16 protein-coding genes and 2 pseudogenes are annotated in these 20,461 nt (G+C 72.8%); 10 read left to right on the plus strand and 8 right to left on the minus strand.

The genetic code is table 11. From position 1 onward, the window contains the following. Positions 1–115: 115 nt before the first annotated feature. From ACZ7GZ_RS02280 to ACZ7GZ_RS02290, 3 genes are read left to right on the plus strand one after another with little or no spacing between them, the layout of a single operon-like run. A complete protein-coding gene (locus ACZ7GZ_RS02280; RefSeq protein WP_471020111.1) occupies positions 116–1,549 on the plus strand; it encodes a hypothetical protein in 1,434 nt (477 codons plus the stop codon). A gap of 8 nt (positions 1,550–1,557) precedes the next feature. Next, positions 1,558–2,604 carry a glutamate ABC transporter substrate-binding protein gene (locus tag ACZ7GZ_RS02285; RefSeq protein ID WP_471020113.1) on the plus strand — a complete coding sequence of 349 codons (1,047 nt, stop codon included), beginning with the start codon at positions 1,558–1,560 and terminating at the stop codon, positions 2,602–2,604. Between the two features lie 51 nt (positions 2,605–2,655). Further along, the gene (locus tag ACZ7GZ_RS02290) at positions 2,656–3,930 is read left to right on the plus strand and encodes a coiled-coil domain-containing protein (RefSeq protein ID WP_471020114.1); all 1,275 of its coding nucleotides are present in this window, start codon (positions 2,656–2,658) and stop codon (positions 3,928–3,930) included. 19 nt (positions 3,931–3,949) lie between these two features. Here ACZ7GZ_RS02290 and ACZ7GZ_RS02295 read toward each other — a convergent pair whose 3' ends face one another. Beyond that, complete coding sequence (locus ACZ7GZ_RS02295) at positions 3,950–4,261, minus strand: hypothetical protein (RefSeq protein ID WP_471020116.1); 312 nt, start codon at positions 4,259–4,261, stop codon at positions 3,950–3,952. Here ACZ7GZ_RS02295 and ACZ7GZ_RS02300 point away from each other — a divergent pair. From ACZ7GZ_RS02300 to ACZ7GZ_RS02315, 4 genes are all read left to right on the plus strand, one after another. Continuing rightward, the gene (locus ACZ7GZ_RS02300) at positions 4,221–6,596 is read left to right on the plus strand and encodes a serine/threonine-protein kinase (RefSeq protein ID WP_471020118.1); all 2,376 of its coding nucleotides are present in this window, start codon (positions 4,221–4,223) and stop codon (positions 6,594–6,596) included. The genes ACZ7GZ_RS02295 and ACZ7GZ_RS02300 overlap by 41 nt on opposite strands. Before the next feature lie 3 nt (positions 6,597–6,599). Continuing rightward, positions 6,600–7,949, plus strand: a complete 1,350-nt coding sequence (locus ACZ7GZ_RS02305; protein WP_471020120.1) for a PP2C family serine/threonine-protein phosphatase — start codon at positions 6,600–6,602, stop codon at positions 7,947–7,949. Positions 7,950–8,049: 100 nt separating this feature from the next. Continuing rightward, positions 8,050–9,390, plus strand: coding sequence for a vWA domain-containing protein (locus ACZ7GZ_RS02310; protein ID WP_471020121.1), 1,341 nt, complete (start codon positions 8,050–8,052; stop codon positions 9,388–9,390). Positions 9,391–9,425: 35 nt separating this feature from the next. Continuing rightward, positions 9,426–11,072, plus strand: coding sequence for an FHA domain-containing protein (locus ACZ7GZ_RS02315; protein ID WP_471020123.1), 1,647 nt, complete (start codon positions 9,426–9,428; stop codon positions 11,070–11,072). A 28-nt stretch (positions 11,073–11,100) separates the two neighbouring features. Here the strand turns inward: ACZ7GZ_RS02315 and ACZ7GZ_RS02320 are convergent, their stop codons facing one another. Further along, positions 11,101–12,075, minus strand: coding sequence for a methyltransferase domain-containing protein (locus ACZ7GZ_RS02320; protein ID WP_471020125.1), 975 nt, complete (start codon positions 12,073–12,075; stop codon positions 11,101–11,103). Positions 12,076–12,154: 79 nt separating this feature from the next. On the opposite strand from ACZ7GZ_RS02320, the gene ACZ7GZ_RS02325 reads away from it, so the two are divergent. Next, positions 12,155–12,559: a globin gene (locus tag ACZ7GZ_RS02325; RefSeq protein WP_450794811.1), complete on the plus strand. Its 405-nt coding sequence runs from the start codon at positions 12,155–12,157 to the stop codon at positions 12,557–12,559. A gap of 56 nt (positions 12,560–12,615) precedes the next feature. Next, positions 12,616–12,822 (plus strand): annotated as a pseudogene (locus ACZ7GZ_RS02330) (ABC transporter ATP-binding protein); the annotation flags it as partial. Positions 12,823–12,834: 12 nt separating this feature from the next. On the opposite strand, the gene ACZ7GZ_RS02335 reads toward ACZ7GZ_RS02330, so the two are convergent. From ACZ7GZ_RS02335 to ettA, 3 genes are read right to left on the minus strand one after another with little or no spacing between them, the layout of a single operon-like run. After that, a complete protein-coding gene (locus ACZ7GZ_RS02335; RefSeq protein WP_471020128.1) occupies positions 12,835–13,512 on the minus strand; it encodes a DUF8185 domain-containing protein in 678 nt (225 codons plus the stop codon). Next, positions 13,509–13,922, minus strand: coding sequence for an acyl-CoA thioesterase (locus ACZ7GZ_RS02340; protein WP_471020131.1), 414 nt, complete (start codon positions 13,920–13,922; stop codon positions 13,509–13,511). Before ACZ7GZ_RS02340 ends, ACZ7GZ_RS02335 begins: the two co-directional genes overlap by 4 nt. A gap of 6 nt (positions 13,923–13,928) precedes the next feature. After that, a complete protein-coding gene (gene ettA, locus ACZ7GZ_RS02345; protein ID WP_471020134.1) occupies positions 13,929–15,593 on the minus strand; it encodes an energy-dependent translational throttle protein EttA in 1,665 nt (554 codons plus the stop codon). 486 nt (positions 15,594–16,079) lie between these two features. On the opposite strand from ettA, the gene ACZ7GZ_RS02350 reads away from it, so the two are divergent. Next, positions 16,080–17,381: a cytochrome P450 gene (locus ACZ7GZ_RS02350; protein ID WP_471020137.1), complete on the plus strand. Its 1,302-nt coding sequence runs from the start codon at positions 16,080–16,082 to the stop codon at positions 17,379–17,381. A 74-nt stretch (positions 17,382–17,455) separates the two neighbouring features. Here the strand turns inward: ACZ7GZ_RS02350 and ACZ7GZ_RS02355 are convergent, their stop codons facing one another. The 3 genes and pseudogenes from ACZ7GZ_RS02355 to ACZ7GZ_RS02365 all read right to left on the minus strand — a co-directional run. Then, complete coding sequence (locus ACZ7GZ_RS02355; RefSeq protein WP_471020139.1) at positions 17,456–18,862, minus strand: Cys-Gln thioester bond-forming surface protein; 1,407 nt, start codon at positions 18,860–18,862, stop codon at positions 17,456–17,458. Positions 18,863–19,128: 266 nt separating this feature from the next. After that, positions 19,129–19,608, minus strand: a complete 480-nt coding sequence (locus tag ACZ7GZ_RS02360; protein ID WP_471020142.1) for a single-stranded DNA-binding protein — start codon at positions 19,606–19,608, stop codon at positions 19,129–19,131. A 360-nt stretch (positions 19,609–19,968) separates the two neighbouring features. Beyond that, positions 19,969–20,352: pseudogene (locus ACZ7GZ_RS02365) on the minus strand (ATP-binding protein); the annotation flags it as partial. Positions 20,353–20,461: the final 109 nt, after the last annotated feature.

Genomic DNA, 20,461 nt, shown 5'->3' on the forward strand with positions numbered 1-20,461 from the left:
GCACCGCACGCCGTCGGACACACTGCGATCCGATCAAGATCCAGTGAAGGCCGGTGCGGATGTCAGTCCGTGCGGTGATACTTGGCGGCGAACGGATGACCATGGGGGAGGTCAAGTGACACACCCGCCGAAGAGCGCAGCACCGCCGGTGGCGGGCCCCGGTGTGCCCGCCGCCCCCGGCATCCCCGCGCAGCCCGCCCGGCCGGCCGCCGTGGGCTCCCCCGTGCCGCCCGCCCGGCGGAGCGCCCTCGCCGAGGGGGTCGACCGGCTGCGGGCCGCGGCGACCACCGAGCCGGGGCGGCTGCGGATCATCGGAGCCGTGCTGGCACTGCTGGTCGTGGCGTTCGGCGCGGTCACCGCCTGGCAGGCCAGTGAGCGGGCCGCCGCCGCCGACGACGTGCTGCACCGCAGTCAGCCGCTCAGTTCCGGTGCCGCTGACATCTACCGGTCGCTGGCCGACGCCAACACGGCCGCCTCCAGCGCGTTCCTGGCGGGCGGCCAGGAGACGGCCGCCTCCCGGGACCGGTACGAGAAGGACATCCGGACCGCCGCCGCGGGACTGGTGACCGCCGCCGCCAACGCCGAGCCGGGCTCGGCCTCCGAGGCGACGATCGCCAAGCTGAACAAGCTGCTGCCCGAGTACAAGGGGCTCGTCGAGCGCGCCCGGACGTACAACCGGCAGGGATATCCGGTCGGCGGCGCCTATCTGCGGTACGCCAACGAGAAGATGCAGAAGGACATGCTCCCGGCGGCGGAGGATCTCTACACCAAGGAGAACACCCGGCTCGAAGCCGACTACGCGTCCGCGACGCCGTACCCGTGGATCGCCATCGCGCTCGGTGTGCTCGCGCTGGCCGCGCTCGGCTGGGCCCAGCACCGCTCGTACCGGCGGACGAACCGCGTGCTCAACCACGGCCTGGTCGCGGCCAGCGCCGGCACCGCCGTCGCCCTGCTGTGGCTGGTCGTCGGACACGCGGTGGCCCGCGCGGAGCTGAACGGCTCCTACGACCACGGCGTCCGCTCGCTGACCGTGCTGCACGACGCCCGGATCGCCTCCCTGAAGGCGCGCGGGAACGAGAACCTGAGCCTGGTCGCGCGCGGCGCCGAGACCCTCACGGTGGGCGGAAAGACGTACGACGCCTACTACTACGACTTCGACAAGGACATGGCCGTGCTCGGCAAGGGCCTGACCGGGGCGGAGACCCTCGCCGAGGACCAGGGCGGCCGTACGCCGGTGAAGGCGGCCGAGGGGAACATGGCGGTGTGGAAGCAGCGCCACGCCTCCGCCCGCACCGAGGACGAGAACGGCAACTACCAGCAGGCGCTGGACAAGGTCATCGGCGCCAAGGGCGCCACCGGTGAGTGCTTCGACAGCGTCGACCGCAATCTCGCCCAGGCCATCGACCATGAGCAGGGCGAGTTCCAGCGGGCCGCCGGTGCCGGCCGGGACGCGATGACGGGGCTGCCGGCGGGCGCGGCCGTGCTCGCGGTGCTCGGCGCGGCCGGCGCGCTGGCCGGCATCGGGCGCAGACTCTCGGAGTACCGGTGACAGGGGGCATGACGATGTACGCGGCGTACGCGGCACGTGTACGGGCCTCCCTGCGGGGCTGGGGCGGGGTCGGCGCGATGGCGGTGCTGTGCGCGCTCGCCCTCGCCTTCGCCCTGCTGCTGCCGTGCACCCAGAAGGCACCGGCCGGGGGCAGGGCCGCCGGACAGCCGGTGGCCGCCGCCATCCAGGCCCGCGCCGGGGACTGCAAGGACTCCGAGGCGCAGGACCAGACCCTGTCGCCGTCCGGCGCGGACGGGCCGACCATCGACGCGATCAAGGCCCGTACCGGCGCCCGGCGCAAGCTGATCGTCGGTGTCGACCAGAACAGCTACCACTGGGGCTACCGCAACCCGAACACCGAGGGCACGGAGCTGGAGGGCTTCGACATCGACCTGGTGCACCGGATCGCGCAGGACCTCCTCGGCGACCCGGACGCGGTGCAGTTCAAGGCGATACCGACCAGCCAGCGGATCTCCGCGATCCAGGACGGGCGGGTGGACATGGTCGTGCGGACCATGACCATCACCTGCGACCGGCTGTTCCAGGTCGCGTTCTCCGCGCCGTACTTCAAGACCGGGCAGCAGGTCCTCGCGCCGAAGTCGTCCTCGATCACGGGATACAACGACACCCTGGCGCACAAGAGGGTCTGCACGGCGGCCGGTTCGACGGCGTACACCAAGCTGGACGCCGACCGGAAGAGCGGCGCCCTGCCCGCCTCCACCGACATCTCCACCACCGTCCCGAACCAGCTGGACTGCCTGGTCAGGCTGCAACTCGGCGAGGCGGACGCGGTGGTGACCGACGGCGCGCTCGCCGCCAGCCAGGCCGCGCAGGACCCGACCGTCGAACTGAAGGGCGGGGCCTTCACCGCCGAGTACTACGGCGTGGCGATGAAGAAGGACGCCTCCGATCTGGTACGCCGGGTCAATCGCGTTCTGGTGGGCTACCGCGCCAGCGGCTGGCAGGCGTCGTACGACACGTGGCTGTCGGCGACACTGGGGAAGGACTCGAGCGCGTCCAAGCCGCCCGCGCCGCGCTATCTGCGGACGAGTTGAGCCACATCCGACCGGAAGACCGGAACACTGAAACGCAGCGAGAGGTGATCGATGGGCGTCACGGACCCCGCCGGGCCGGTAATGGACCGGGACGAGGTGGACCGTGCGCTGGCGCGGCTCGGCCAGGAGCACGAGGCGATCGAGACCTCGCTGCTGGCGCTGCAGGACCACGCGGGCCGCAGACTCCTCGAAGGCGCCGAACTGGCCGGCGTGACCAGGGAACGCTGGCAGGCCACGGAGGCGCGGATCACCCTGCTGTGGGGGTACTTCGACGCCTACGCGGACGCGCTGCGCTCCGCCCGGGAGATCCGCGCCCGGCGCCGCTGGTCCAGCCGTGAGGACCTGCTGGAGCTGACCGAGCTGCTGCGCGGGCAGTCCGTGACCGTCGCCGGGAACGGCCGGCTCAGCGAGTCCTTCTCGCTGGCCGCGCTGGTGGACCGGATGAACGAGCTGTACGCGACGAGCCTGGACCTGGTCGTCGCCGCCGACGCGGTGTGGTCGGCGCTGCCCGCGCGGATCGATTTACTCGCCGCGGAACTCCAGCGCACCCGGACGCTCGCGCACTCCGTCGGCGTACGCCCCGGCGAGCACCCGGCGGGTGACGACCTGGAGCGGATCACACGCACGCTCACCAGGCTGCGGGAGGACGTCGTCGCGGACCCGCTCGCCTTCTGGGTGCCGGCCGAGGGCAGTTCGGCGCCGGGCGGCGGCCGTCCGGACACCATGGTGTACGACCGTGAGGCACGCGCCCTGGAGGAGGTGCGCCGGGAGATCGACGCCGTGCTGACGGTCCGGCAGGACGCGGAGGCGCGGCTGATCCGGCTGCGGGACGTGCTCTCGCGCGCGGACCGCACCCTCGCCGAGGCCCGCACCGCGCGCGGCGAGGTGCTGGCGAAGATCGCGGCGACCGAGGTGCCGGTGGTCAGCGGCCCGCCGACGGTGCTGCAGGAGCAGCTGGCGACGGCGGCCGAGTACCGGCGGCAGGCCCAGTGGCACCGGCTGTCCCCGCTGCTGGAGTCGCTGGAGCAGAAGGCCGAGGACGAACTGCTGCGCGCCCGCGAGTCATTGACCGCCGTCACCGCGCCGCTCGCGGTCCGCGCCGAACTGCGCGGCCGGCTGGACGCCTACAAGGCGAAGGTCGCCCGGCACGGGCTCGCCGAGGACCCGTTCCTGGTCGAGCGGTACGACGCGGCCCGGCGGATGCTGTGGAGCGCGCCCTGTGACCTGCGGGTGGCCGAACAGGCCGTGCTGCGCTACCAGCAGCTGGCGTCCGAGCTGCTCGGCGGCGCGGGCGCACCGGAGGTCCGTAAGGGGGAGCAGCCATGAGTCAGCCGGGGCAGTCCTGTCAGCGGCCGGCCTGCGAGGGGTCGTACGAGGACGTCGGCGGCGGTGAGCTGTACTGCGACACCTGCGGGCTGGCACCGGTGGTGTCGGCTGGGGGTCCCCCCTCTGGGGGAGGCATGGTCGGCTCACCGCCCACCGGGCTCACCAAGGGCGCGGCGGACAGCGGCAGTTCCCGCAGCAGCTCGCGTACGTCCTCGCAGTCCTCGAAGTCGCGCCGCTCGGTGTCCGGGCGGCTCTCCCGGTCCCTGTCGGGCCGGTCCACCGGGCGCTCGGTGTCGGTGCGCAGCTCCGGCTCCTCCTCCGGCGCCTCCACGCGCGGGCGGCTCGGCGCCGGGCTGGTGAGCGTGCCGCAGGTGCCCCGGCCCGACCCGCGCGCGATGGTGCTGGACAACCCGGAGGTGCCCGAGCGGAAGCGGTTCTGCTCGCGCTCGGACTGCGGGGTGCCGGTGGGCCGGGCCCGGGGCGACCACCCGGGGCGCACGGAAGGCTTCTGCACCAAGTGCGGCCACCCGTACTCCTTCGTGCCCAAGCTCAGGGCCGGGGACATCGTGCACGGCCAGTACGAGGTCGCCGGCTGCCTCGCGCACGGCGGGCTCGGCTGGATCTACCTCGCCGTGGACCGGGCCGTCTCCGACCGGTGGGTGGTCCTCAAGGGTCTGCTGGACACCGGCGACCAGGACGCGATGGCGGCGGCGATCTCCGAGCGGCGCTTCCTCGCGGAGATCGAGCACGCCAACATCGTGCGGATCTACAACTTCGTCGAGCACCTCGACCAGCGCACCGGCTCCCTCGACGGCTACATCGTCATGGAGTACGTCGGCGGCAAGTCCCTGAAGGAGATCGCCAACGCCCGCCGCACGCCGGACGGCCGGCGCGATCCGCTGCCGGTGGAGCAGGCCTGCGCGTACGGCATCGAGGCGCTCGAGGCCCTCGGTCACCTGCACAGCCGCAACCTCCTGTACTGCGACTTCAAGGTCGACAACGCCATCCAGACCGAGGACCAGCTCAAGCTGATCGACATGGGCGCGGTGCGCCGCATGGACGACGAGGAGTCGGCGATCTACGGCACGGTCGGCTACCAGGCGCCGGAGGTCGCCGAGGTGGGTCCGTCGGTGGCGAGCGACCTGTACACCGTGGGCCGTACGCTCGCCGTGCTCACCTTCGACTTCCAGGGCTACACGAACGTCTACGCGGACTCCCTGCCCGACCCGGACACCATCGACGTCTTCCGCCGCTACGAGTCCTTCTACCGGCTCCTGGTCCGCGCCACCGACCCCGACCCCGCCCGCCGGTTCGCCTCCGCGCAGGAGATGGCCGAGCAGCTGACCGGCGTGCTGCGGGAGGTGGTCTCACTGCAGACCGGGCACGCGCGGCCCGCCCTGTCGACGCTGTTCGGTCCCGAAGTCAGGGTCATCGACCGGGAGTTGTTCCCCAGGCTGGACGGTGACGTGTCCCTGCTGGGGGCGCGCGAGGTACGGGGCCGGAAGCGGACGGCCACGGGCACGGCCACCGGTGCCGGTGTGCCCGCGCCGGGGACGCCCGGTCCCGGAGCCGGTGGGCTCGCGCCAGGGGCGGCCGGTCCCGGGTCCGGGTCCGGAGCCGCCGCGGCCGCCGGCGGGTCCGCGCCGGGAGCCCCCGGTCCGGGAGTCGGCGGGGCCGTGCCGGCACCCGTGCCGCACGGCGCCCCGGCGCCGCTTCCGGCCGCTCTCGTCAAGGCCGTCGACACCCCCGCCACCGCCCTCGCCCTGCCGGTCCCGCTGGTCGACCCGGGCGACCCGAGCGCGGGCTTCCTGGCCGGTCTGCTCGCCTCCGCGCCGGCCGAGCTGATCAGCGCGCTCGACGCGGCGCCCGCGCGGACCGTGGAGACCCGGCTCCGGCAGATCCGCGCCCGGCTGGAGAGCGGAGACCACCAGGCCGCGCTGATGAGCCTGGCCACACTGGACGAGGAACGGCCCGACGACTGGCGGGTGGTGTGGTACCGGGGTGTGGTCGCCCTGGTCACCGGTGACTTCGAGGGCGCCGCGCTCGCCTTCGACGCGATCTACGACGCCTTCCCCGGTGAGGCCGCGCCCAAGCTCGCGCTCGGCCTGTGCGCGGAGATCCTGGGCCAGCTGGACAACGCGGCCGAGTACTACCACCTGGTGTGGGCGACCGACCCGAGCTTTGTGAGCGCCGCCTTCGGGCTCGCCCGGGTGCAGCTCGCGGCCGGGAACCGGCACGGCGCCGTGCGGACCCTGGAGTCGGTGCCGGAGTCCTCCATCCACTACACGGCCGCCCGGGTCGCCGCCGTCCGGGCGCGGCTCAGACAGCGCACCGCGGACGGCGGTGACGTACCGTTCCTGGACGACCTGACCGCCGCCGCCGGGCAGGTCGAGGCGCTGGACGCGTACGGCCTGGACCCGGCGCGGCGCGAACAGTTGGCCACGGAAGTGCTCGGCTCGGCGCTGGACTGGATACTCTCCGGAGGCCAGGGCACCCGGCAAGCCGCCGGCGGACGGGTGCTGCTGGGCAGCGGTCTGGACGAGCGGGGCCTCCGCTTCGGCCTGGAGCGCGCCTACCGCACGCTGGCCCGGCTGGCGCCCGGCGGCGAGGAGAGGATCGAACTGGTGGAACGGGCGAACCGTTACCGCCCCCGGACGTGGGTGTAGTTGATGTCGCAGATGCCCCAGCAGGCCGCACTGTCGAAGTGCCCGAGCTGCGCGGAGCCCGTCGAGTCGGGCGACCTCTTCTGCGGAGCGTGCGGGTACGACCTCTCCGTCGTACCCGCGCCGCCGCAGGACCATCCGACGCTCACCATGACCGGCTCCGCGACCGGCTCCTCCGGGGACGGCGTGGACTGGCCCGCCCCCGAGCCGGAGGGCTCCGGCACCCCGCCGGCGGTGCATCTGCCGGCCGACCTGCCCGGCACCGACTCCGGCGGCACACCGCTGCCCGAGCACGAGTCCGGTCCTCAAGGGGGTGCGGAGCAGCAGGCCGGTTCCGGGGTGCGCTTCGACCGGCCCGCGGAGCCCGAGGAGTACCCGCTGCAGGCGCCCGACCCGCGCGTGGCCGAGAACCCCGAGAACACCGCCGCACCCGAGGAGCCCGCACAGGTGTGTGTGGCCTGCCGGGCGGGCCGGGTGGACAGCGACGGCTACTGCGAGAACTGCGGGCACGCCCAGCCCCGTGAACGCGACCACGTGGAACGCGAGTCGGGCCCGGTGGCCGCCGTCAGCGACCGGGGCCTGCGCCACCACCGCAACGAGGACGCCTTCACCGTCGGCCGGACCACGCTGCCCGACGGCACCCCGGCCGTCCTCGCGATCGTCTGCGACGGTGTGTCCTCCGCGACCCGCCCCGACGACGCGTCGACGGCCGCGTCCCAGGCGGCCGGTGACACCCTGCTGGCCGCACTGCCGCGCGGCACGCATCCGCAGACGGCGATGCACGAGGCGATCGTCGCCGCCGCCCAGGCCGTCAACGCGCTCGCCGAGGAACCCGCCACGGCCCGCGAGCACGCCCCGCACCAGAACGCCCCGGCCTGCACGATCGTCGGCGCGGTGGTCGCCGCCGGGCTGCTGGTCGTCGGCTGGGTCGGCGACAGCCGCGTCTACTGGGTGCCGGACGACCGCGGCGCCCCCGCGGCCCGGCTGACCGAGGACGACTCGTGGGCCGCGCAGATGGTCGCCGCCGGTCTGATGAGCGAGGCCGAGGCGTATGCCGACGAGCGCGCCCACGCGATCACCGGCTGGCTCGGCGCGGACGCCTACGAACTGGAGCCGCACACCGCGTCCTTCAAGCCGGACCGGTCCGGTGTCGTGGTGGTGTGCACCGACGGCCTGTGGAACTACGCCGAGACGGCCGAGGAGATGTCCGAGGTCATCCCCGCGGACGCGGCCGCGCGCCCGCTGCACAGCGCCCGGGTCCTGGTCGGCCACGCCCTGGACGGCGGGGGCCACGACAACGTAACAGTGGCCGTCGTGCCGTTCCCCGCGCCGCCCCAGGGGGCAGGATCGGCCTGAGGCCGCGGACGCGGGGAAGCCTCAAAGGACCGGAGGGGACCGGTCCCTTCACAGCCATCGCCCTGTGTCAGCAGGGCGGTCGAGGGGGATTTGAGTACGCATGGCCAATTTCGCGAAGCCTCAGGTGCCGCAGTTCTCGATGGACGTCTACCAGAACGAGTACCTGCCCGAGGGCGGGCGCGAGGTCAACGCCATCGTCACCGTGACGGCGACCGGCGGCGGCACCGTCGGCAGCACCGCGGCCCCGGTCTACCCGCAGGGCCGCGGCCCGTCCGCCGCGGTGGCGATCATGGTCGACTGCTCCGGCTCCATGGACTACCCCCCGACCAAGATGCGGGGCGCCCGGGACGCCACGGCCGCCGCGATCGACGCCCTGCGCGACGGCACGCACTTCGCGGTGATCGGCGGGACGCACGTGGCCAAGGAGGTCTATCCGGGCGGCGGCCTGCTGGCGGTCGCCGACGCCGCCACCCGCGAGCAGGCCAAGCAGGCACTGCGGCGGCTCAGCGCGGGCGGCGGCACGGCCATCGGCACCTGGCTGCGCCTGGCGGACCGGCTGCTGAACTCGGCGGACGTCACCATCCGGCACGGCATCCTGCTCACCGACGGCCGCAACGAGCACGAGTCGCCGGAGGATCTGAGGGCCACGCTGGAGGCCTGTGCCGGACGGTTCACCTGTGACGCGCGGGGCGTGGGTACCGACTGGGAAGTGAAAGAAGTCACAGGGATCGCCTCCGCGTTGCTCGGCACGGCCGACATCGTCGCCGACCCGGCCGGCCTCGCCGCCGACTTCACGCGGATGATGGAGACGGCGATGGGCAAGGAGGTCGCCGACGTCTCGCTCAGGGTGTGGACGCCGGTCGGCACGAGCATCCGCTTCGTCAAGCAAGTGGCGCCCGCGGTCGAGGACTTGACCGACCGCCGCACCGAGGCCGGGCCGCGCGCCGGGGACTACCCGACGGGGTCCTGGGGCGACGAGTCCCGCGACTACCACCTGTGCGTTCAGGTCCCGCCGGCCGGGCTCGGCCAGGAGATGCTCGCCGCCCGGGTCTCCCTGGTCGTGCCACAACCGGACGGATCGGTACAGAACCTGGGGGCGCAGGGCCTGGTACGCGCGGTATGGACCGACGACATGGTGGCCTCCACCTCGATCAACCCCCAGGTCGCCCACTACACCGGGCAGGCCGAACTGGCACAAGCCATCCAGCAAGGGCTGGACCTTCGCAAAGCAGGCGATTTCGATGGAGCAACGGCCAAACTGGGGCGCGCTGTTCAGCTCGCCAACGCCTCCGGGAACGCCGATACTGCGAAACTGCTTGCGAAGGTGGTGGACGTGGTCGACGCCGCGACAGGTACTGTGCGGTTGAAGACGAAGGTCGCGGAGGCGGATGAGATGACTCTGGAGACCCGGTCCACAAAGACTGTTCGTGTAAAGAAGTGACCCAGTAGAGCATCCGGAGAAGGGGAAGCGCCGACATGCCGACCTGCCCGAACGGACACCAGTCGGGTTCCGACGACTGGTGCGAGGTCTGCGGTCACCGCATGGCCGGTGCCGTACCTCCGCCCCCGCCGCCGCCCCCGCCCGCGGGCGGCTACGGCTTCCCGCCCCCGCAGGGCGGCCCGGCCGGCGGACGCCCGCCGGCCGCGTCGGCCCCGGAGCCGGAGCTGTGCCCGCAGTGCCGTACGCCCCGTGAGGGCGGCGCGCCCTTCTGCGAGGAGTGCCGGTGGAACTTCCTGACCAACACGGCCACCTCGTACACCCCGGCCGCGCCGCGCTCGCCGCAGCCGCGGTTCCAGCCGCCGAGCGCGACGTACGGCGGCGGTGACGGGTACGAGTACCAGGGCTCGCGGCCCTCGCAGGTGAACCGGCCCGCCGAGCCGATCCCGTCCTTCGGCAGCGAGCCGTCGGGCCCGACGCCGTTCGGCGGCGACCGCGGCCCGTCGGGCGGCGGCGACCGCGGCCCGTCGGCACCGCCGGCCTCGCCCGGCCCCGCCGGCTTCGGCGGCGGTCCGGGCCAGGGTCCCGGCGGTCCGTCCGGTTTCGGCGGCCAGGGCCAGGGCCCGGGTTCCGGTGGCCCTTCCGGACCCTCCGGCTTCGGCGGCGGCCCGGGACAGGGCCAGGGTCAGGGGCCCGGTGGTCCTGGTGGGCCCGGTGGTTTCGGCGGGCCCGCTGGTCCTGGGGGAGCGAGCGGTTTCGGTGGCCCCTCCGGCTTCGGCGGTGGTCAGGGACAGGGCCCCGGGCAGGGGCAGGGCCCGGGTCCGGGTGGTCCCGCCGGTCCGCCGTCCTTCGGTCGTGAGCCGTCCGGTCCGGGCGGCCCGTACGGCCGTGAGCCCTCCGGCCCCGGTGGCCCGGCGCCGACCCAGGGCGGCCCCGGCGCGCCCGGCCCCTCCGGCTTCGGCGACCCCTCGCGTCCGGTGCCCCCGCCGCCCGGCCCCGGTGCCGGTCCCGGCGGTGCCCCGCGGGCGTACCAGCAGTCCGGCCCGCCCGCGCCGCCCGCGTTCCCGCACGAGACCGGCCGGCCCCCGGCCGGCGGCCCGTCCTTCGGCGGCGGTGAAGACGACTGGGTGATCTCCCCGCCGTCGTCCGCCGGCCCCTCGGGACCGGGGCAGCCGCAGGGCCCCGGTGGCGGCCCGGCCGGCGGATACGGCTACCCGCAGCCCGGTGCCACGCAGGCGCCGCCGGGCGGCCCCGGCTTCCCGCACCAGCCCGCGGGACCGGCCACCTGGACGGCGACCATCGGCCCGGACCGCGCGTACTTCATGGCGATGATGCACCGCTCGGGCCCCGAGGCCGCGGGTCTGAACCTGCCCGCGTACTCGCCCGAGCAGCAGCGCACGCTCAGCGGCAACCAGATCACCATCGGCCGCCGCCGGCACTCCACCGGCGACACCCCCGACATCGACCTGGCGGTGCCGCCGGAGGACCCGGGTGTCTCGCACCAGCACGCGGTGCTGGTGCAGCAGCCGGACGGCAGCTGGGCGGTCGTCGACCAGAACTCGACCAACGGGACCACCGTGAACATGTCCGAGGAACCGATCCAGCCGTTCGTGCCGGTTCCGCTGCAGGACGGCGACCGGGTGCACGTGGGCGCCTGGACGACGATCACCATCCGCCGCGGCTAGCAGGAGTCAGGGCCGCGGCTGGCAGGAGTCAGGGCAGGGGCCAGGCATACGGCCCCTCCGGCTCGTCCAGCCACGCCCAGGTGTGCTCACCGCCGACCGTGACGCCGTACCGCTCGCGCTCCGGCATGCCCTCGCGCTCCCACAGCGCGTAGGCGTCCCGCGGATCGAGGGTGCCCCGGGTCAGGGCGAGCAGGAAACGGAACGTCTCCTGCTCGCGGGCCCGGCCCGGCAGCCCGGCGAGCGACACCTCCGGCTGCGGCCTGCCCGCGCCGCGCAGCGGTACGAAGTAGGCGGCCGAGGACAGGAAACGGCCCTCGGCGTGTGCCGCGTCCCGCACCGTGAGCGCGAGCAGGCCGGTGGCCAGCGGGGTCAGGATCCGGGCGCCGGGGCGGCACTGGGCGAGCCAGGCGCGCGGGATCGTGGACAGCTCGCAGGTGGCGATGATCCGGTCGAAGGGAGCGCGTTCGGGCACCCCGCGCGCGCCGTCGCCGGTGACGACGGCCGGGTGGTGTCCGGCCGCGGCCAGGTGCCGGCGGGCCGCCTCGGTGATCTCCGGTTCCAGGTCGATGGTGGTGACGAGGTCGTCGTCGCCGAGCCGGTGGGCGAGCAGGGCCGCGTTGTAGCCGGTGCCGGCGCCCACCTCCAGGACCCGGTTGCCGTCCTCGACCTCCAGCGCGACCAGCATCCGGGCCATCAGGGAGGGCTGGCTGCTGGAGGAGAGCAGCTCGCCGTCGCGCAGCCGGGTGGCGAGCGGTATGTCCGCGTAGGCACCGCGTACCCAGCGGGCGCGGGCGTCGGGGTCGGGGCTCTCGCCCCAGCGGCGCTCATAGCCGCGCGCACCGGCGACGTAGTAGTACGGCACGAAGAGGTGCCGGGGCACCGCGGCGAACGTCTCCCGCCACACCGGGTCCTCGGCGAAGGCCCCGTCGGCGTCGATCTCCCGCACCAGCGCGGCCCGCGCGACGGCGGCCAGGCGGTCGGTCTCGGTGTCGTAGGCGCCCATGGGTCCACAGTAGGGGCGAGCCGCTCCCCGGGGTCCTAAGCCTTGAGTCCTGGGTCACCCGGTCTGAGACGATGTACAGGTGAATGAGATTCGGCGCGGCACGCTTCAGGAGCAGACCTTCTACGAGCAGGTCGGCGGGGAGGAGACCTTCCGCCGGCTCGTCCACCGTTTCTACGAGGGAGTCGCCGAGGACCCGTTCCTCAGGCCGATGTACCCGGAGGAGGACCTGGGCCCGGCCGAGGAGCGCCTCGCCCTGTTCCTGATGCAGTACTGGGGCGGCCCCACGACGTACAGCGACAACCGCGGCCACCCCCGGCTGCGCATGCGGCACGCCCCGTTCACGGTGGACCGGGCGGCACACGACGCCTGGCTGCGGCACATGCGGGTGGCCGTCGACGAACTCGGGCTGTCCGAGGAGCACGAGACGACGCTGTGGAACTACCTGACGTACGCCGCCGCGTCGATGGTCAACACGCCTGACTGACGAACAGCCGTCACTGCACGCCGGATTCGGGTCGCATGCAGCCGCATTCCGGTCACACCGAGGTGCTGCGGCGCAGCGAGATCGACGCCGCGACCGGCCACGAGACGGTCGTCGCCCGCGGGTACGCCATGCTCGACCGCGCGGGCCGCCTCCAGCTCCCCGCCGACCACCTGCGCGCCTTCGGCGTGCGCGACCGCGTGGCCCTGGAGCTGGAACCGGACCACATCGGGGTATGGCCGGACGGCAGGCGACGCGGGGAGTGATGCACGGCCGGTTCAGCGCACGCTGACGCCGAGGGACCCCAGCCCGGCCCGCCGTACCGCGACGGACCCATACGCAGTGCGCAGCCGGAGCCACGCCCCGCAGGAGAACAGCCCGGTGTCGGCCGGACCGGCGCCCGGCCGCAGGAAGCCCAGGGACTGGGCGGCGTGCACGGCCCGCACCGGAAGCCCGGTGCCCGCTATGTCCCGGGACCAGATGTCCCGCCCGATCCGGTCCAGCTCCGCGCGGGTACGGCCGTCCGGCGCCAGTTCCTCCGTACGCGAGCGGAACTCGGCGACCGCCGCGGCGACGGTCGCCCGCAGCGCGTCCGGGGCGGGCAGCCCCGGCTCGGCCTGCCAGCCGCCGCGCGGCGGCAGCACCCCGGCCCACGGGGGACCGGTGACCGCGGCCGGTACGGCGGCCGTGGCCGCGCGCTCGTCCACGGACTCCAGGAGCTCACCGGCGGAGACGGTCACGTCGAGGGTGACCTCGAGCCCGTTCTCGTACGGCTTCGCCAGCCGTACCGCGCGTACGGCCAGCACCTCGAAGGACGGCGGGCGGCCGAAGACGGCGAGCGCCGTGCCGGCCGCCTGCAGGCGCACCGCGGCTCCACGGTCGTAGTGGAGCAGCCGGGAGAGGAAGGCGGCGAAGTCGGCCGCCTCCGTCTCGTCGGCCAGGTGCAGCACCGTCATGCGGCGACGGCCTCCTCGTCGGCGTCGTCCTGGTACTTCTGGAGGAACTCCCGCTCCTCGGTGGTGATCCGGCGCGGCCGCTGCCCCTCGAAGTCGAACGGCACGATGACCGTGCGGGCGCGCACGTACACGGCCTCCGCGTCCTTCACCTCGCAGGAGACGGTGAAGGACGCGGCCTTGATCTCCGTGACCCACAGCTCGACGTCCACGGGCGTGGGCCGGTGGACGAGCTGCCGCTTGTAGTCGATCTCATGGCGCGCCACCACGGACCCCTGCTTGGACTCCTCGCCCCGCAGGGACAGGAAGTCGATCCGAGCCTCCTCCAGATAGCGCAGGAAGATCGCGTTGTTGACATGCCCGTACGCGTCCATGTCCGACCAGCGCAGCGGGCAGCGGTAGATGTGGCGCAAGACCGATCAGCTCCGGGTCAGCTTCTTGTAGGTGGCGCGGTGCGGACGCGCGGCGTCCGCTCCGAGCCGCTCGATCTTGTTCTTCTCGTACGACTCGAAGTTGCCCTCGAACCAGAACCACCTCGACTCACCCTCGTAGGCGAGGATGTGCGTGGCGACGCGGTCGAGGAACCACCGGTCGTGGGAGACGACCACGGCACAGCCCGGGAAGTCCAGCAGCGCGTTCTCCAGGCTGCTGAGGGTCTCCACGTCCAGGTCGTTGGTGGGCTCGTCGAGGAGGAGCAGGTTGCCGCCCTGCTTGAGGGTCAGGGCGAGGTTGAGGCGGTTGCGCTCACCGCCGGACAGGACACCGGTCGGCTTCTGCTGGTCCGGGCCCTTGAAGCCGAACGCCGACACGTACGCCCGGCTCGGCATCTCGACCTGGCCGACGTTGATGTAGTCGAGCCCGTCGGACACGACCTCCCACAGCGTCTTCTTCGGATCGAGGTTCTCGCGGCTCTGGTCGACGTAGGAGATCTTGACGGTCTCGCCGACCTTGATGTCACCCGAGTCCGGGGTCTCCAGACCCTGGATCATCTTGAACAGCGTGGTCTTGCCGGCGCCGTTCGGGCCGATGACGCCCACGATGCCGTTGCGCGGCAGCGTGAAGCTGAGGCCGTCGACCAGGACCTTCTCACCGAAGGCCTTGTTGAGCTTGTTGACCTCGACGACGACGCTGCCGAGCCGCGGCCCCGGCGGAATCTGGATCTCCTCGAAGTCCAGCTTCCGCATCTTGTCGGCCTCGGCGGCCATCTCCTCGTACCGGGCCAGACGCGCCTTGGACTTGGCCTGCCGCCCCTTGGCGTTGGACCGCACCCACTCCAGCTCTTCCTTGAGCCGCTTCTGCCGCTTGGCGTCCTTCTGGCCCTCGACCTTCAGACGGGTGGCCTTGGTCTCCAGGTACTTGGAGTAGTTGCCCTCGTAGCCGTGGAGGCGGCCACGGTCGACCTCGCAGATCCAGCCGGCGACGTTGTCGAGGAAGTACCGGTCGTGGGTGACGGCGACGATGGTGCCCGGGTACTTGGCCAGGTGCTGCTCCAGCCAGTTCACGGACTCGGCGTCGAGGTGGTTGGTGGGCTCGTCGAGGAGCAGCAGGTCGGGGGCCTCCAGCAGCAGCTTGCAGAGCGCGACGCGGCGCTTCTCACCACCGGAGAGGTTGGTGACGGGCCAGTCGCCCGGGGGGCACCCGAGGGCGTCCATGGCCTGCTCGAGCTGGGCGTCGAGGTCCCAGGCGTTGGCGTGGTCGAGCTCCTCCTGCAGCTTGCCCATCTCGTCGAGCAGCGCGTCGGAGTAGTCGGTGGCCATCAGCTCGGCGATCTCGTTGAACCGGTCGAGCTTGCCCTTGATCTCGCCGACACCCTCCTGGACGTTCTCCAGGACGGTCTTCGCCTCGTTCAGCGGGGGCTCCTGCAGCAGGATGCCGACGCTGTAGCCGGGCGCGAGGAAGGCGTCGCCGTTCGACGGCTGCTCCAGCCCCGCCATGATCTTCAGGATCGTCGACTTACCGGCACCGTTCGGGCCGACAACACCGATCTTCGCGCCAGGCAGGAAGTTAAGGGAGACGTCGTCAAGGATCACCTTGTCGCCGTGCGCCTTGCGCGCCTTGCGCATGGTGTAGATGTACTCAGCCAAGAGAAACCGTCCGGCAGCTTGAAATCTGGCAGTGGGCAGATACACCCCATCTTGCCTGAACGCCAGGCTTGGGTGTTAACCCGTTTGGTCCGGGGGCTGTGACCTGGGGTTTCGGGAGCGATCACCGCACCGCGGTCAATCGAGGTGCGAGGACTCCGCGCCCGAGAGACGCGATACCCTCGAAGACGCGCGGCTTATATCACAATATGGCATATTTGGCATTGAATGCTGAGGGGAGCTTCTCAGTGGACCCTCAGCGGGGAGCGCTCAGACAGGCGAGAGGAGTGCATCATGATCGCCAAGCTGCTCCGCAAGCTGTCCTTCACCCGCCACTACGGTGCGTACGGGGAACACGACTGGGACGGGTACGCCGGCGCCGACTCGGCCTGACCGCACTGCCGGCGGACGCCCCCGGGCGCCCGCCGGCTCCCCGCCACGCTGCCGACGGCATCGGCCTGGACAGTTACGAGAGCCAGGGACGATCTCATGGGCCGAACGAACGAGCCGCCGCGGTTGCCCGAAGGCGGCTTCGCGGCCTGGAGCCGCGACCGGCTGGCACTGGCGCGCCGTGGCGCCGACGAGTGCGGGGACGTCTGGCAGCTGGAGCCGGGTGTCTACGTAGCCGCTACGGCCGGGCCGTGCGAAGAAGTACTGCACCGCGCGCAGGACTTCCCCAAGGCACCCTCGCCTCTTTTCCCGCCGCTGAAGCGGTCGAGCGGAGCACCGACGCTTGAGGAGCGCGCCCACGCTCACGCCGCACGCATGCGCGGACTGCGGGCGCAGGCGGTCGCAGCCCGGATCGGTGAGATCGCGCCCAGGGCCGCTCGATTCGCTGACCAGTGGCCCACGGGCCAGGACGTCGAGATTCTGCCCCCGGTCCGGCACGCCCTTGCCGAGATCGGCGTGCACTACCTCTTCTCCGAGGACGCTCCCACCCTGCTGCCCCTCGCCTCACAGCTCTTCCTGGCCCGGGAGGTGCTCGTCCGGCCCTCGCGCTGGGTATGGCCGCGCTGGGTCCCCACACCGGCACGGCGGTTCCGCACACGGCAGCAAGTCGCCTTCACGGACGCTTTGCGGCCCATCGTCCGCCGGCGCCGTTCATCGGGCCGGCTCGGTGACGACCTGCTGGGACAGATGCTCCGGCCCACCTCCCGCTACGGCCTGCTGCCGGAAGAGGCCGTCCTCGACACCCTTCCCGGAATCACCGTCGCCACCTTCGAGACACCTTCCCGGGCAGCCGGATGGATCCTGCTCTATCTGGCCCGGCACCCCCAGGCAGCGGACCGCGTCGCGGCCGAGGCGGCCTTGCTGCCCGCGGACCCGGCCCAGACGACCAGCACCCACCTCGAGAGCCTGCAGTACACCCAGGCACTGGTACGCGAGGTGCTCCGACTGCACCCCCCGAGCTGGCTGCTGACCCGGCGCGCCACGCGGCAGACCCAGCTCGCCGGCTACACCATCGACGCCGGTTCCACCGTTCTCGTCTGCCCCTACACCGCCCACCGCGACGTACGGGAACACCCCGAGCCGGACCGGTTCGAGCCCGAGCGTTGGCTCGACGATTCGGGCTCGCCGGCGAAACCCGGGGTCTTCCTCTCCTTCGGTACCGGGCCGCACGGCTGCGAGGGCGCCGCTCTGGCCATGGCGATGCTGACGCTCCTGACCGCGCAGACCGCCCGCTGCCACCACGTGAGCGAGCCGCCCGGACCGGAACCCGGCTTCCAGGTCACCACCTTCGAAGGTCTCGCAACTGCCGGCTTGCGCCTGCGTGCCACTTTGCGCACCTGAGGGCAGTCCTGCGGCGTCCGGAAACCGAATCCGGCGCAAGCCTGAGCGGCGAAGCGGTAGCCGCTCCCGTTCCGTCAGTCGCCCGGCTGCTCCCGCTTGCGCAGCACCACCAGTACCGCCCCGCCGATCACCACGAACCCGATGGCCACGCCGGCGATCAGCGGGGTGATCGCGGAGCCGCCCGTCGCGGCGAGGTCGGTGTCGGGTGCCGTGGTGCCGCCGCCGACCGTGGCGGGGCTGGGCTCGTTGTGGACCTTGGCCGTCTGCGTCGTGATCGTGCCCTGCGTCCTGCAGTCGAGGACTCCGGTGAAGCGCCGGCTGAAGCCGTACGGCCCGGTGATCGTGAAGTCGTAGGCCTGGTCCTCCTGGAGCGGGACGGTCACCGTCCGGGAGGCGCCCGCGGGGATGGTGTGCTCGGCGCCCATCAGCTCGAAGGTGAAGGGCCTGTCGCCCTTGTTGGCCGCGACGATGTCCACGCCGCTCCTGGCGCAGTCCTTGTGGGCCGACAGCTCCGGTATGGCACCCTCGGCCGCCCAGGTGGCGGTCGCGGTCGCGGAGACCGTGGACTCGCTGGATCCGGCCAGGATCTGGGTCTGGCTGCGGCTGTCGGAGGCGAAGGCACGGCCCACGGGCACGGTGGTCGACGCCTGCACGGTCAGCTGGGCCGTGCCGGGGGACGCACCTTCGGGTATGCGGAAGTACAGCCGGCTGCCGTCCTTCGCGGAGGTGACCGCCTTGCCGGTCTTGTCGGTGATCCGAACCCCGCCGGTGGCCGCGTCCGCCGGCGGGCTCACCGCGACCGTGCCCGCGTTGGTGTGCACGGTCACCGGTCCGAGCAGGCCGCCCGGCCGACCGGAGACCGCGGGCGGGTCCAGGGTGAGCGAGGCCTGCGGTTCACCGAGGTCGCGGGCGCTCTTCTGCAGGTAGTCGGCGAGCTTCTCGGCCTGCGGGTCGACCGCGTCGACCTTCGCGGCGTCGGAGTAACGCCAGATGGCCACCTGGGTGCCGGCCGCCGCGTCCTGCTCGGTCAGGGTGCCGGCGCCCGCCTGGCGGGCGAGCGCGGCGAGGTCGTTGACCTGGGGGTAGGAGTGCTGCAGGATCCAGCGGACCCGGCCGGCGTCCTTGTTGGCGCCCAGCGGGGTGCCGCTCCAGGGCGTCTCCTGGTAGTGGGCGTCGCGCTGGGTGGGGTTGTGCAGGTCGACGCAGTACGTCTGCAAGGTGCCGCCGCCGTCGACGGACATCTCGAACAGACCGGCCTCCACGCGCCGGTCGCCGCCGTCCTCGTGGATCACGGCCTCGCCGTAGGTCTTCAGACCGTTGATCGTGGCCGTCGCCCCGCCCTGGGTCTGCGGTGTCCCGTCGGCCGCGGCCGTACCGGCCCCGGACAGCACGCCGGCCGCCACCAGACCGGACGCGGACGCGGCGGCGGCCACGCGGGCCGCCTGGGCGGAACGGCAGAACCCAGAGAACGCAGCAAGCACAGAATTCCCCTTCGAGCAGGACCCGTTGGACGTGGGGGACGGTCCCACCAGCAGAATCGGCAGCCCCTAGGGGCACGCCCGGCATCCTATGGATCAGGCGGAGCCTCTCCGGCCGGTCGGATGATCTGATGGGCGATCCGATCCGTAATCGTTATCGCCGGGACCGTCCATGAGCTGGGCATATCGACAAATCCACCCGTTCGTACCGGGCGTTCGGCAACCGGGAAGGCGGTGATCGGACAGGGGTCACCTGGAGCGTGCTGACGTCACGTCACCGCCATTGGAACCGCCGTCTGTTGGGCCGCACCCTCGTCGGGTGTGCCGGCGGGCCCGGGTGGTGTCTCCCAGTTCGGCTCCGGCCGGTTCGCCGTCGCAGGCGCCTCCGGCCTGGCCGCGCGCTGGAAGACGGCCGTACCGCGGGAGAGGTCGTGGCCGATCGCCACGGCGTCGATGTCGGCGGAGGCCCACTGCTGTTGTCCGTCGCGCACCTCCGTGCGCACCTTCAGCCGGCCCTGTACGACGACCGGCTGGCCCACCTCCACGCACGCCGACACGTTGACCGCGAGCTGGCGGTTGGCCCACACCGTGAAGAAGTTGGTGTGCCCGTCCGCCCAGACGCTCTTCTCCCGGTCCCAGTACCGCGTGGTCACCGCCAGCCGGAACCGGGCCGACTGACCCGCCGGCGTCTCCCGGTACACCGGCGCGGTCGCCACGTTGCCCACCACACAGACGATCGTCTCGTTCATGTCCTCGCTCCCCTCCCCCGCCCGGCCCGTCAACGGCCGGGCGGACACATGTACGGGCCCGTCCCGTACGGCTGCGTCTGCCGCGCCGGCACGTACGACCGCCGTACGTGCCCGCCCGTCCCGCCGATCGCATGCCGCGTCCGCCGTCCCTCCGGCCGGACCCGCCGTGCGATCGCCGCGACCCCAGACTGCCTCCGCCGGGCCGGGCCCGCTGAGCACTGTGGACCGCCACCCACCTGTGGAAATCCCCGCCACCCGCACGAGTGACGCCCGTCCCCGCCGCCGCCTTCACCCCCGGTGACCGCGCTCTTCAGTCGGCCGTCCAGGCGACTTTCCAGCCGACCCCCTTCAGCGGCCCCTTCAGCCGACCCGCACCCCCGACCCGGTCCGTGCGACCCGCGCGTACTGCTCCCGCACCTCCCGGTAGCGCAGCAGTTCCGCCGCCACCGGGTCGAGCACCCGGGCCCGGCCGCAGCCGGCGGCCGCCTCCCGCAGGCGTCGTTCCGCGTCCTGGCCGTAGCGCCGGGCCGGTCCTCTGGCCGCCATCCGGCAGCCCCACTCCACCAGCGGCCCGCCGATGATCCCGCACAGCATCAGCAGCACCGGGACCCCGAGGTTGGGCGCCATGACGCCGGCGATCTGGCCCGCCAGCCACAGGCCGCCCACGACCTGCAGCAGGGTCATGGCCGCCTGGACCAGCACCGCGGCCGGCCACCAGCCCGGCCGCGGGGGGGGGGGGGGGGGGGGGGGGGGGGGCGGAGGGGGGGGGTGGGGGGGGGGGGGGGGGGGGGGCGTCGGTGATGTGCGCTGTGTCGAGCGGCGTGAAGTGGGAGTAGTTGTTGGACTTGAAGCC

The organism is Streptomyces sp. NPDC037288 (assembly GCF_055603265.1).

Bases quoted from the DNA above. Each gene is read 5' to 3' on its own strand.
- ACZ7GZ_RS02285 (WP_471020113.1), top strand. From the start codon at position 1,558: ATGACGATGTACGCGGCGTACGCGGCACGTGTACGGGCCTCCCTGCGG.
- ACZ7GZ_RS02290 (WP_471020114.1), top strand. From the start codon at position 2,656: ATGGGCGTCACGGACCCCGCCGGGCCGGTAATGGACCGGGACGAGGTG.
- ACZ7GZ_RS02305 (WP_471020120.1), top strand. From the start codon at position 6,600: ATGTCGCAGATGCCCCAGCAGGCCGCACTGTCGAAGTGCCCGAGCTGC.
- ACZ7GZ_RS02310 (WP_471020121.1), top strand. From the start codon at position 8,050: ATGGCCAATTTCGCGAAGCCTCAGGTGCCGCAGTTCTCGATGGACGTC.
- ACZ7GZ_RS02315 (WP_471020123.1), top strand. From the start codon at position 9,426: ATGCCGACCTGCCCGAACGGACACCAGTCGGGTTCCGACGACTGGTGC.
- ACZ7GZ_RS02320 (WP_471020125.1), bottom strand. From the start codon at position 12,075: ATGGGCGCCTACGACACCGAGACCGACCGCCTGGCCGCCGTCGCGCGG.
- ACZ7GZ_RS02335 (WP_471020128.1), bottom strand. From the start codon at position 13,512: ATGACGGTGCTGCACCTGGCCGACGAGACGGAGGCGGCCGACTTCGCC.
- ACZ7GZ_RS02350 (WP_471020137.1), top strand. From the start codon at position 16,080: ATGGGCCGAACGAACGAGCCGCCGCGGTTGCCCGAAGGCGGCTTCGCG.
- ACZ7GZ_RS02360 (WP_471020142.1), bottom strand. From the start codon at position 19,608: ATGAACGAGACGATCGTCTGTGTGGTGGGCAACGTGGCGACCGCGCCG.